This is a genomic window from Pseudomonas sp. 910_23 (assembly GCF_052850795.1).
In genome coordinates, this window is the sequence record NZ_VXCZ01000036.1 from 1 (window position 1) to 12,967 (window position 12,967).

Annotated in this window: 9 protein-coding genes; 3 read left to right on the forward strand and 6 right to left on the reverse strand. The window is 58.3% G+C overall.

Annotated elements, in window-relative coordinates; all coding sequences use genetic code 11:
• The first annotated feature begins 35 nt into the window (after window positions 1-35).
• The gene (gene yjiA, locus FW800_RS27110; RefSeq protein WP_446438847.1) at window positions 36-995 is read left to right on the forward strand and encodes a GTPase; all 960 of its coding nucleotides are present in this window, start codon (window positions 36-38) and stop codon (window positions 993-995) included.
• A gap of 177 nt (window positions 996-1,172) precedes the next feature.
• On the opposite strand, the gene glyA is transcribed toward yjiA, so the two are convergent.
• Window positions 1,173-2,426 (reverse strand): serine hydroxymethyltransferase, encoded by a 1,254-nt coding sequence (gene glyA / locus FW800_RS27115; protein WP_005791605.1) that lies wholly within the window; start codon window positions 2,424-2,426, stop codon window positions 1,173-1,175.
• Between the two features lie 229 nt (window positions 2,427-2,655).
• Window positions 2,656-6,507: a sensor domain-containing protein gene (locus FW800_RS27120; RefSeq protein ID WP_446438848.1), complete on the reverse strand. Its 3,852-nt coding sequence runs from the start codon at window positions 6,505-6,507 to the stop codon at window positions 2,656-2,658.
• 284 nt (window positions 6,508-6,791) lie between these two features.
• Between FW800_RS27120 and ettA the strand changes: the two genes are divergently transcribed.
• Both ettA and gdhA read left to right on the forward strand, forming a co-directional pair.
• Window positions 6,792-8,456, forward strand: coding sequence for an energy-dependent translational throttle protein EttA (gene ettA, locus FW800_RS27125; protein WP_005791601.1), 1,665 nt, complete (start codon window positions 6,792-6,794; stop codon window positions 8,454-8,456).
• Window positions 8,457-8,804: 348 nt separating this feature from the next.
• Window positions 8,805-10,142 (forward strand): NADP-specific glutamate dehydrogenase, encoded by a 1,338-nt coding sequence (gdhA, locus tag FW800_RS27130; protein WP_032879406.1) that lies wholly within the window; start codon window positions 8,805-8,807, stop codon window positions 10,140-10,142.
• On the opposite strand, the gene FW800_RS27135 is transcribed toward gdhA, so the two are convergent.
• The 4 genes from FW800_RS27135 to FW800_RS27150 form a co-directional block, all read right to left on the reverse strand.
• A complete protein-coding gene (locus tag FW800_RS27135) occupies window positions 10,139-10,636 on the reverse strand; it encodes a GreA/GreB family elongation factor (protein ID WP_446438849.1) in 498 nt (165 codons plus the stop codon). The two genes, gdhA and FW800_RS27135, sit on opposite strands and share 4 nt — an antisense overlap.
• Window positions 10,637-10,706: 70 nt before the next feature.
• On the reverse strand, window positions 10,707-11,063 hold the full coding sequence (locus FW800_RS27140; protein WP_032879410.1) for a hypothetical protein: 357 nt from the start codon (window positions 11,061-11,063) through the stop codon (window positions 10,707-10,709).
• A gap of 241 nt (window positions 11,064-11,304) precedes the next feature.
• On the reverse strand, window positions 11,305-12,390 hold the full coding sequence (locus FW800_RS27145) for a type I restriction endonuclease (protein ID WP_446438850.1): 1,086 nt from the start codon (window positions 12,388-12,390) through the stop codon (window positions 11,305-11,307).
• Window positions 12,391-12,626: 236 nt separating this feature from the next.
• Window positions 12,627-12,938 carry a chorismate mutase gene (locus FW800_RS27150; protein WP_446438851.1) on the reverse strand — a complete coding sequence of 104 codons (312 nt, stop codon included), beginning with the start codon at window positions 12,936-12,938 and terminating at the stop codon, window positions 12,627-12,629.
• Window positions 12,939-12,967: the final 29 nt, after the last annotated feature.

Here is a 12,967-nt window from a genome sequence, read left to right on the forward strand (position 1 = left end):
TGTTTTGTGTTTATTCAGTTATCAGGAGAATAGTTTTGTCCTCTCCCATCCCCGTCACCATCCTCAGCGGCTTCCTCGGTGCCGGCAAGACCACCTTGCTGCGCCATCTGCTCAAGGCCGAGCACGGCTTGAAAATCGCCGTGATCGAAAACGAATTCAGTGACGCCGGCATCGACACCCAGCTCTTGGGCGACGAGCCGGTACAAGTCATGACCCTGTCCAACGGCTGCGTGTGCTGCACCATCCACACCGACTTGACCAAGGCCCTGTACCTGCTGCTTGAGCGTCTGGACAGTGGCGAAATCGCCTTCGACCGACTGGTGATCGAATGCACCGGCCTTGCCGACCCGGCACCAGTAGCCCAGACTTTTTTCATCGACGAAGAACTGCGCGAGCGCTACATCCTCGACGGCATCATTACCCTGGTGGACGCCGCCCACGCCGAGCATCACCTGACCCAGACCATCGCCCAGGCCCAGATCGGCTTTGCCGACCGCCTGCTGGTGAGCAAGCGCGACCTGGTGGACGACGCCACCTTCGACGCCCTTAGCCAGCGCCTGACCCGTATCAACCGGCGTGCGCCGATCCGTGTGGTGAATCACGGCAAGATCGACTTGGCTGAGTTGCTGGATGTGCGCGGCTTCAACCTCAATGCCGGCATGAGCCTGCGCCCGGTCAGCGCTGCGCCATCGGTCGACCGTATTTCCAGCCTGGTGCTGCGCACCGACCAACCGCTGGATATCGACCGCCTCAGTGAGTTCATGAACGAACTGCTGGAAGACCACGGCAAGCAGCTGCTGCGCTACAAGGGCGTGCTGAATATTGCCGGGGAGGATCGACGCATGGTGTTCCAGGGCGTGCTGAAACTCTATGGTTTTGACTGGGACACCGAATGGGCCGAGGGCGAGGCGCGGGAGAGTGTGATTGTGTTTATTGCCGATGAGTTGCCGGAGGACAAGATCCGCGAAGGTTTTGCCAAGGTCTACCAAGCCTGACTTGAAATGCGATCAACTGTGGGAGGGGGCTTGCTCCCGATTGCGGTGGGTCAGTAAACATATAAGTGACTGACACACTGCTATCGGGAGCAAGCCCCCTCCCGCAATTGAATGCATTTCAAATTGAAATAAAAAAGCCCGGCTCAAGAGCCGGGCTTTTCATTCAAGCAACTGCAATCAAGCGCCGTAAACCGGCAGCTTCTTGCAGATGGCCTTGACCTTCTCACGTACCGCGTCGATCACGGCTTCGTTGTTCAGGTCAGCCAGGATGTCGCAGATCCAGCCGGCCAGTTCCTTGCACTCTGCTTCCTTGAAGCCACGGGTGGTCACAGCCGGGGTGCCGAAGCGCAGGCCGGAGGTGACGAACGGCGAACGTGGATCGTTCGGCACGGAGTTCTTGTTCACGGTGATGAAGGCTTTGCCCAGGGCGGCGTCAGCGTCTTTACCGGAAATGTCCTGTTTGATCAGCGACAGCAGGAACAGGTGGTTTTCAGTACCGCCGGACACCACGTCAAAACCGCGCTCGATGAACACAGCGGCCATGGCCTGGGCGTTCTTCACCACTTGTTGTTGGTAGGTCTTGAACTCAGGCTGCAGTGCCTCCTTGAAGCAGATCGCCTTGGCGGCAATCACGTGCTCCAGCGGGCCACCCTGGGCGCCCGGGAACACCGCGGAGTTGAGCTTCTTCTCGATCTCGGCGTTGGCGCGAGCCAGGATCAGGCCGCCACGTGGACCGCGCAGGGTCTTGTGGGTAGTGGTGGTCACCACGTCAGCGTAAGGCACTGGGTTCGGGTACACGCCCGCTGCCACCAGACCGGCCACGTGGGCCATGTCGACGAACAGGTAGGCACCGACCTTGTCGGCGATTTCACGGAAGCGTGGGAAATCCAGGATCTGCGAGTAGGCAGAGAACCCAGCCACGATCATTTTTGGCTTGTGCTCGACCGCCAGGCGCTCGACTTCGTCGTAGTCGATCAGGCCGTTGGCATCGATACCGTACTGGACGGCGTTGTACAGCTTGCCGGAGGAAGAAACGCTGGCGCCGTGGGTCAGGTGACCGCCGTGGGCCAGGCTCATGCCCAGGATAGTGTCGCCGCCTTGCAGCAGGGCCAGGTACACGGCGCTGTTGGCCTGGGAGCCGGCGTGTGGCTGGACGTTGGCGTAATCGGCGCCGAACAGCTCCTTGGCACGGTCGATGGCCAACTGCTCAACCACGTCGACGTACTCGCAACCACCGTAGTAGCGCTTGCCCGGGTAGCCTTCGGCGTACTTGTTGGTCAAAACCGAACCTTGAGCCTCCATCACCGCAGGGCTGGTGTAGTTTTCCGAAGCGATCAGCTCAATGTGCTCTTCCTGGCGCACGGCTTCTTGCTCCATGGCGGCGAAGAGATCGGCGTCGTACTTGGCAATAGTCAAATCACGGCTGAACATGGCGGTCCTCAAGGATCGGGGGCAGAAAAGGAGGGCATTCTAACCCAATGGGTTTTAGATGGCATATGAAAGGACATCATGTCGCGGACAAGTGGGGCTCATCTGGAGATGAGTGGTGACTGTGCTGGCCTCATCGGGAGCAAGCCCCCTCCCACATTCGAAGGTATTCACAGTTCAAAGGTGGGAGGGGGCTTGCTCCCGATGGAGCCATAAGCTTCACAACAGCAGGTCAGTCGAACATGAAGAGAGCATCATTGCTGAACTGCGCCTCGAACCGATTCGCCGGCATCGGCCGCCCGAACAGGTAACCCTGGACCTCATCACAGCCATGCTCGCGCAAAAAGTCCAATTGCTCGTGGGTTTCCACACCTTCGGCGATCACCGCCAGGTTCAGGCTGTGGGCCATGGCAATTATCGCCCGGGCGATCTGTGCGTCCTGCTCACCGGAGGGCAGGCCATCGACGAAGGTGCGGTCGATCTTCAGCACGTCGATGGGGAATTGCTTGAGGTAGTTAAGCGATGAATAGCCGGTGCCGAAGTCATCCACCGCGATGCTCAGGCCCAGGTTCTTCAAGCTGGCGAGGATCTGCAGCGCTTCGTTGACTTCGCGCATCAGGATACTTTCGGTCAGTTCCAGCTCCAGGCACGCTGGCGGCAGGCCAGTGTCCTTGAGGATGGTGGCGATGCGCGTGCCCAGCTGGCCGTCGGAGAACTGCCGCGCCGAGATGTTTACCGAGACTTTGGGCACCCGCACCTTGTTCTGGTGCCAGGTCTTGAGTTGGCGACAGGCTTCGCTGATCACCCAATCGCCCACGTCCACCACCAGCCCGAGTTCTTCCAATACCGGAATGAAATCCCCCGGCGGCACCAGCCCGCGACGCGGGTGGCGCCAGCGCAGCAGGGCCTCGGCACCGGTCAGGCGTTTGCCGTCGCCGCTGAATTGCGGTTGGTAATACAGCACGAATTCGTTCTGGTCCAGGGCGTGGCGCAGGTCGCTCTCCAGCTCCAGACGCTCCAGGGCGCTTGCGTTCATGTCGGCCTGGTAGAACTGGAAGTTGTTCTTGCCACGCTCTTTGGCGTGATACATCGCCGTATCCGCGTTTTTCATCAGTTGGCTCAGCTCGTTGCCGTCTTGGGGGCTGAGGGCGATGCCGATACTGGCGGTCACGAAGAACTCACGGCCTTCTAGCACGAATGGCTTCACCAGGCTGGCCAAGATCTGTTCGGCCACATGAATCGCGCGGTTCAGCGCCATCTCGCGGCTGACCCGTGGTTGCAACAGCAGGGTGAATTCGTCGCCGCCCATGCGCGCCACGGTGTCGTCTTCGGCCACGCAACCGAGCAGGCGCGTCGCCATTTCCTTGAGCATACGGTCGCCGGCGGCGTGGCCGAGGGAGTCGTTGATCGGCTTGAAGCGGTCGAGGTCGAGGAACATCAACACCACCCACGACTTCTGCCGTTCTGCCGATTGCAACGCCGTGTGCAGACGGTCCTGGAACAGTGTGCGGTTGGGTAGGTGGGTCAGGGCGTCGTAGTAGGCCAGGCGGTGGATTCGCTGTTCGCTGGCCTTGCGCTCGCTGATGTCGCTGAAGAAGCACACATAGCTGGCCAGGTCGCCCTCATCGTCGAACACCGCCGTAATGCCGACCCAGGCCGGGTAATGCTCGCCGTTGCGGCGCTTGAGCCACACTTCGCCTTCCCAGGTACTGTGCTGGTGCAGTTGCTTGAGCACATAACGCAGGTGGGCTTCCTGCTGCTCGTCGACGGTGAGCATGTTCGGCAATTGGTCGAGCACGTCCGCCACTTCATACCCGCTGACCCGGCTGAACGCCTCGTTGGCTTGCACGATATAGCCGGCCGGATCGGTGATCAGGATCGCCGAGGTGGAGTGCTCGAAGACCGTGGCCGCCATGCGCAGGTCTTTTTCGGCGCGGCGTTGCTGGCTGATATCGCGGCCTACGCCGAGGATGCCCTCAAAGGCGCCATGTTCATCCCACACCAGCACCAGGCGCAGTTCGATCGGTACTTTGCGCCCGTCGGCGCGCAGGCAGTCGAACAGGAACAGTTGGGTCTGGACTTCATCGCGCAAGGTGTTCAACGCCTCGGGGTTGCCGAGGGCGCGACTGACCTGTTCCATCAGGCTATAAATGCCGGTCAACTGTTGCGGGTTGGCAACGATCGACTGCCAGCCATGCTTGAACACCCAATCCACGTCATAGCCCAGTACGGTGTTGACCGATGGGCTGATGTAATTCAGAGCCAGTTGGCTGTCGGTAGAGCAGATCACGTCGCTGATGCTTTCAGCCAACATGCGGTAGCGCTGTTCGCTGTCGCGCAGGGATTCGCTGGCTTCGATCTGGTCGGTAATGTCCTTGGCCACACCGATGATCCGAGTGACCACCGTGGACGTATCCCGGGCCAGGGCCTGTTCGCGAATATCGAAGCGGCGCCATTGGTTATTGCGGTGGCGAAAGCGCAGTTGGCAGTGCAACTGGGTCGTGTAGCCGACCTGGCGTTGCTGCTCACGCGAGTCATGGTAGTGCTCGGCGTCTTCGGGGTGCAGCAGGATTTCCCAGAAGTACTCACCCATTTGCTGCAGTTCGGTTTTGTTGTAGCCCAGGGTGTGGCCCAGATGATGGTTGCTGAAAATCATGCGCTGGCTGATCACGTCCTGCACATACAGGTGATCGGGCACCGTACGCACCACATCCGACCAGAAGCTCTCGCGCTCCACCAGCGACAACTCGATCAGCTTGCGGCTGGTGATGTCGCTGATGCTGAGGATCACGGCCTTGACGTCATCCTGCTGCTCCGGCAAACGCATCACCAGCCACAGGTACTGTTCGTTGCCGGCCACGTCGTTGAGCTGGATTTCCAGCTCCAGCTGTTTTTGCCGGGTCAGTACAGCTTCCAGCACCTGATAGCCGATGGACGTGGCATTGCTCGGGCAATCATCGATCAGGCGTTCCCATGCCTGCTCGCAGGACGCAACGTTCAGCAGGCGCACGGCCATCTGGTTGACCTCGGTGACGCGCAACTCCTTGAGCAGTTGCTTGCGCTCGGCGGGGTTGGCCTGCAACCAGGCGTGCAACTGTTCGCGGCTTTGTACCTGGGTCTTGTTGCAAAACGCCTTGAGCCCCGCCAGGTCAAGCACGCACAAGGCCACGCCTGTGCCTTCGAAGATGTCCTGATAGCGTCGCCGGCCTTCATTCACCTGGCGTTGGCGGCGGCGCATGTTGAGCAGCACGATCACCGGGACAAGCGAAAATGCCAGGCCCAGCAGGCACTTGCCGATAAAGGCAGGCAGCAGTTGTTCCAGCACCGCGCTGCGGTCAAACAGGCCGCGCAGTTGCCAGTCGCTTTTGCTCAAGGGCGTGACCAGCACACTGCGATTCAATTCTTCCGGTGTCAGAGCGCTGGGCCACTGCGCCGGCATCCCGCTGTCACGGCTGACCACACGATGGTTCAGGCTGTTCTCGATCGCCCACATCGGGCGCTGGCCCTGAATGTCCTGCCGTGTGAGGTTGGCCAGGTAATTGGGGGCCAGGCGCAAGGCCCAGTACACCTTGGAGCCACCGCTGGGTTGGTGCAGCAACAGATAGATGACCGTGCCGTCATTGTCGTTGCTCAGGTAGTAAGACTGGGCGTGACTGCGCTTGACCAGGTCTTCGAGCAGGGCATTGTCTTGGCTGCCTTCGGCAGTGTCGCTGATCAGTGCGCCGTTGGGGGTGAGCAGGGCGAAGCTGCGTAGGTCCGGCAACGAGCGCTGCAACGTGCGCATCAAGGCCTGCTGCTGTTCGGCATTGCGCGGCGGCTCGACAATGGGCAGCAGGTTCAGGGCGATCTGCGCGCTCAGTGCCATGCTCTGGCTGATCTGCTCGGCCAAGTCAGCACTGTAGTCGATGGTGTATTGCTGCTGGTTTTTCTGGTTTTGCTGCAACTGGTCAAGCAGTTGCCAGAACAATAACGCGAGCAACATCAGCACAAGCGTCGCCAATGCGCCCTTCAAGGTACCGTGCAGGGGCGCTCCCGGCGCAATATGAGCGGCGCGCAAGGGAGTGGGCGGCGTGACTTTGGACAAGCTGTGATCCTGCGGTTGGCTGGACTGGCGCGCGACGTGCACTATAAGCCGGACGCCCGGAGGGCGGCTAGCATGCCTTGAGTTGTGGCAAAGTGCCAGTCCTGCCTGGCTGGACTGCCCCAGCGCATTCAGGTAGCTTTGCCGGTTACGCGGGGGCGTTCCAGCCCCAGACATTCAGGCTTTTTCCCCACGCAGGCATTGATGATAGTCAAAGGCCCGCGCGGCGCATGGCCTGGCACGGGCTTCGTCCGCTTAATTCATCAGTCACTGACGCTAGGTTCACCATGGCTCAATACGTCTTCACCATGCATCGGCTGGGAAAAGTTGTTCCGCCGAAGCGGGAAATCCTGAAAAACATTTCGTTGTCCTTCTTCCCTGGCGCCAAGATCGGCGTGCTCGGCCTCAACGGCTCGGGTAAGTCCACGCTGCTGAAAATCATGGCCGGCGTCGACACCGAGTTCGAAGGCGAAGCCCGCCCGATGCCGGACCTGAATATCGGTTACCTGCCGCAAGAGCCGATCCTGGATCCGACCAAGACCGTGCGCGAAGTGGTTGAAGAGGCCGTCAGCGTGATCAAGGACGCTCAGGCGCGCCTCGACGAGGTGTATGCCGCCTACGCCGAACCGGATGCCGACTTCGACAAGCTGGCCGCCGAGCAGGCCAAGCTCGAAGCCATCCTGCAGGCTGGCGACGGTCACAACCTGGAGCGCCAACTGGAAGTCGCCGCCGATGCGCTGCGCCTGCCGGCGTGGGACGCCAAGGTCGAGCACCTGTCTGGTGGTGAAAAACGTCGTGTGGCCCTGTGCCGCCTGCTGCTGTCGGCTCCCGACATGTTGCTGCTCGACGAACCGACCAACCACCTGGACGCCGATTCCGTCGCCTGGCTGGAGCACTTCCTGCACGATTTCCCGGGCACCGTGGTTGCGATCACGCACGACCGGTACTTCCTGGACAACGTTGCCGGCTGGATCCTCGAGCTCGACCGCGGCGCCGGTATCCCTTACGAGGGCAACTACTCCGGTTGGCTGGAAGCCAAGTCCGACCGTCTGGCCGCCGAATCCAAGCAGCAATCGGCCCACGAAAAAGCCATGAAGGAAGAGCTGGAGTGGGTGCGCAAAGGCGCCAAGGCCCGCCAGTCCAAATCCAAGGCCCGTCTGCAACGCTTTGAAGAAATGCAGTCGCAGGAATTCCAGAAGCGCAGCGAAACCAACGAGATCTACATCCCGGCCGGCCCGCGCCTGGGTGACAAGGTCATCGAGTTCAAGAACGTATCCAAGGGCTATGGCGACCGCGTGCTGATCGACAACCTGTCGTTCTCCATGCCAAAAGGCGCGATCGTCGGCGTCATTGGTGGTAACGGTGCGGGTAAGTCCACGCTGTTCCGCATGTTGATGGGCAAGGAAACGCCGGACTCCGGCAGCATCGAGATCGGCGACACCGTGCAACTGGCCTGTGTGGACCAGAGCCGCGACGACCTCGACGGCAGCAAGACCGTGTTCCAGCAGATCTCCGACGGCTCCGACCAGATCCGCATCGGCAACTATGAAATCCCGTCGCGCACCTATGTCGGCCGTTTCAACTTCAAGGGCGGCGATCAGCAGAAGTTCGTCAAGGACCTGTCCGGTGGTGAGCGTGGTCGCTTGCACCTGGCCCTGACCTTGAAAGAGGGCGGCAACGTGTTGCTGCTCGACGAACCGTCCAACGACCTCGACGTTGAAACCCTGCGTTCCCTGGAAGAAGCCCTGCTGGACTTCCCGGGCGCCGCCATTGTGATCTCTCACGATCGGTGGTTCCTTGACCGCGTTGCGACCCACATCCTGGCGTACGAAGATGACTCCCAGGCGGTGTTCTTCGAAGGTAACTACACCGAGTACGAAGCAGACCGTAAAAAGCGCTTGGGCGAAGCCGCTGCCCAGCCGCACCGTGTGCGTCACAAAAAACTGGCCTGATTCGGGCTGGTTTGAAAAAAGCGGAGCCTTCGGGCTCCGTTTTTTTTGGGGCGCTGTTCAGGTGGACCGAGGCGACTTCATCGCAGGCAAGCCAGCTCCCACATTAGATCGAGTACCTCTGCTACGACACGGTCCAATGTGGGAGCTGGCTTGCCTGCGATAGCGGTTTAACTATTGGTGCATATCTCGCGTTGAAATCCCTGTTAGAGGGCAAAAATCCTGATTATTTATATCCAATGCACCATTTAAATTCACAGAAGCGACATTTTGCCCTGTCACGGTGCGAAATGAATTGATAAAGTCCGGCTCATTCTCTGTTTAACAACAATCAATTTGCCGAGACTTTTCATGATCGAATCCGTCGAATCCTTCCTGGCCCGCCTCAAGAAACGCGACCCCGACCAGCCGGAATTCCACCAGGCCGTGGAAGAAGTCCTGCGCAGCCTGTGGCCCTTTCTTGAAGCCAACCCCCACTACCTGACCTCGGGCATTCTGGAACGCATTTGCGAACCGGAACGCGCCATCACCTTCCGGGTATCGTGGGTGGATGATCACGGCAAGGTTCAGGTCAATCGCGGTTTCCGTATCCAGATGAACAGCGCCATCGGCCCGTACAAAGGTGGCTTGCGCTTTCACCCTTCGGTCAACCTGGGCGTGCTGAAATTCCTCGCCTTCGAGCAGACCTTCAAAAACTCCCTGACCTCGCTGCCCATGGGCGGCGGTAAAGGCGGCTCGGACTTCGACCCCAAGGGCAAGAGCGATGCCGAAGTGATGCGCTTCTGCCAGGCGTTCATGAGCGAGTTGTACCGCCACATCGGTGCGGACGTCGACGTGCCGGCCGGCGATATCGGTGTGGGCGCACGAGAAATCGGCTTTCTGTTCGGCCAGTACAAGCGCCTGAGCAATCAATTCACTTCAGTGCTGACCGGCAAAGGCATGACTTATGGCGGCAGCCTGATTCGTCCGGAAGCCACCGGTTTCGGCTGTGTGTATTTCGCCGAGGAAATGCTCAAGCGCCAAGGTCAGCGGGTCGAAGGCAAGCGGGTGGCGGTGTCCGGCTCCGGCAACGTGGCGCAATACGCGGCGCGCAAGGTCATGGACCTGGGGGGCAAGGTGGTTTCCCTGTCGGACTCCGAAGGCACCCTGTACGCCGAAAGTGGTTTGACCGAAGAACAATGGTCGGCCCTGCTGGAGCTGAAAAACGTACAGCGCGGGCGTATCAGTGAATTGGCTGAACGTTTCGGCCTGGAATTCCGCAAAGGCCAAACCCCTTGGGAGCTGGCGTGCGATATCGCGCTGCCATGCGCCACCCAGAACGAACTCGACGCCCAAGCCGCACGCACGCTGTTGCGCAACGGCTGCATCTGCGTGGCCGAAGGCGCCAACATGCCGACCACCCTGGAGGCTGTGGATATCTTCATCGACGCGGGCATCCTGTTTGCACCCGGCAAGGCGTCCAACGCCGGCGGTGTGGCGGTGAGTGGCCTGGAAATGTCGCAGAACGCCATGCGCCTGCTCTGGACCGCCGGGGAAGTGGACAGCAAACTGCACAACATCATGCAGTCGATCCACCATGCCTGCGTGCATTACGGTGAAGAAAACGGCCGGGTTAACTACGTCAAGGGCGCCAACATCGCAGGCTTCGTTAAAGTGGCTGACGCGATGCTGGCCCAGGGTATCGTCTAAACCTCGGGCTCGATGCTCAGCACTTCGATCAACTGATCGCCGACGGGGCGCTTCCACAGCACCTCGTCGCCCACCTGGGCCCCCAACAAGGCGCGGCCCAGAGGCGAGCCCCAGTTGATCAAACCGGCGTTGGCGTCGGCTTGATCCTCACCTACCAATTGAATGCGCTGTTGCTCGTCCTGCTCATTGGCGAACGTGACCCAGCTGCCGATCTGCACCTTGTCGGTGGCTGTCGCCGGCGCGACCACCTGAGCGCTTTGCACCCGCTGGTTGAAGTAACGCAGGTCCCGCTCAAGATCCGCCTGGCGCTGCTTATCGGCCTGATCACCCTTGGCGGACTCGGCGCTGTACTCAAGCTGCAATTGCGCCACCTTGGCTTGCAACTGCGCCAACCCTTGCGCGGTCAGGCGGTTGGGCTGTTCGCTGACCTGACGCTCCACCGGCTGGTCGGCCTGGGCGGCGGCGTTGTCTTCATTTACAAAAGCTCGGCTCATGGTGTTCTCCCTCTATGGCATTTGGGCCATGTTTGCCGTGCTTTAGTTTCGATGGATGTCTGCAAACGACCTATTGCGAGCGATACGCCTTGGCCGCATCGCGGTCTTTTTCCTGCTGCCACTCGCGCTCGCGGTCGTTGTTGCGGTTTTCCTGGTAGTCGCGCAGTTCTTCGTTCTCACGCATGGCTTTGCACTGGCGAAACCCGTCTTCCCAGCCTTCGGCGTATTGCCGGTCTTTCAAATAACGTGGAACGTTCTTGCGAAACTCCCCGGTAATCACCCCAGCGGCCTGGCGACCACTGCTGCAACCATCGTCAAAGCCATCGGCAAAGGCGGGTGGATAACCCTTGGCCAGCAACTCTTGGTGAGTGGATTGGCAGCCTGACAAACACACCATTGCACACAGCATTACCGCATACCGCCACATGGCGTACTCCCTGGCCGGTTAACGGCTGATAAGGAGAGTCTAGAAGGGGATTTGTCAGCTGTATGTGAAAGAGGTGTCAGAGGGATGTACAGGACTTTTGGCCAAGCACAAAACCAAATGTGGGAGGGGGCAAGCCCCCGATGGCAGAGTGTCAGTCAGTCTATTTGTTCCTGACCCACCGCTATCGGGGGCAGCCCCCTCCCACAGTTTTATCCACAACTCCCGTCTCCCGCTGCAGGCTTTATTCGTAGTAACCCACTGTCTTTTTTAGCTGATCGGCGTATTCGTAAATTTCGTCAATGGATGAAATGGCGTGCCGGGTCTCATTCTTTTCCTCGTCGAATATCCCGAGGTACTTTTGGCTACGATTGAAGTGGAGCCGGCAGATGGGCTTACGATTGTTGTCGTCCAGTAATATTCCAAAATAGCTTTGGGTATCTCGTTGAACGATTCGTTTGGCATCGACTACGGAGCGAACGACAGCGCGGACGATGTGATAACCCTCCATTTCCTCAAGGGTCGTCAGAATTTTATCTTCTGCCTCTTCTCGATCCTGCAAGTCTGCATTCGCGCTATTCGCGACAGTCAATGATGTCGTCGTCGGCTGAATTGCACCGCTCATAGCAGACTTAAGTCGCTCATTAATTTGGTCATTCAAAAATTGAGCTAACGCTTTTCGGGTTAGTTCGAAAAATTGCTCACGGACTCTTTGCGTGATCACTCCTTCATAAACGCGGGATGCGAAGAATTTCACGAAGTCGTCTTCTGGTTTACTGACTTGAGCGCCAATGAGTTTCTTGAGTTGGCTAACGTATTTCAATTCTCCCGCTGCGCTGATGATTGAGTCCACATCGAAGGCCGACTTGGTAAGTTTTATCAGCTCTGGTACGGAGTATTCATCAATGTCCAGTAGATCCAGTTCTAAAAATGGCTTTTCATCCATTTTATTAGGGGCGTCCAGATCAGTAAAAAATCTGTAGACCTGGCCGTTGGTAAGAATTGAGATTCTTGCACTTGTAACGTGAAAGTACCGAAAGAGCTGCGACGCGTGATTAATGCTCAACGACTCGCCAATCTTTTTGCATTCAATGAGTATCTGAACTTCGCCATCTTTCATGATTGCGTAGTCGATTTTTTCACCCTTTTTCGTCCCTACATCGCAGACAAATTCGGGCGTCACCTCCTGCGGGTCAAACACGTCATAACCCAACACGGTGTTGATAAAAGGCATTACAAAAGCATTTTTTGTAGCTTCTTCTGTTTGGATGGCGGGGCCTTGCAGGCGAACTTTTGCTGCCAAACTGGTGAGTTTTTCAAGAAATTCCATATAAGCCTCTTACCCTATTCGGATCCGTGTATAGAAGTGGTGGCAAATTGATGCCGTTCGATACTAGACACAAAACCTCACAAAGAGAATGAAGTGAGAGACGGTTTATTTCGTCTGAAAAAAGCTAAAAAGTCGTCTGAAATTTCCTGTCTATTTTTCAATGGGTTGCAAGGGTGCTATGGATTTGTGCTTGCAGGCAAAAGGCTGATAAATCCTGAGTAGGTAAGATGGAGGGATCAGGCTCGTGGTTTTTCAGCTTTGTCCAGCGCAGCATATTCAGCCATTTCTTGTCTGATAAACGCCGTAATCATCGCGCGGTACACCTGCTCAGTGACCTCAGGATTGGCGCCGACCACCTGAGATAACCCCCGCACCTTGGCGATCACCTGTTCAACCCGTTGTGGCGCCTTGACACCATCGGTGTCTTTTTTGAAGCGTGCGGCTTGGGAAACGTAGTGGCCGCGTTCGGCGATCAGAGTGACGATTTGCTGGTCAAGAAAGTCGATGTTATTGCGGACTTCTTCGAGGGTAGTGCAGTGAACGGCCATATTAAGTGGGCTCCTGATTATGTGAGCAA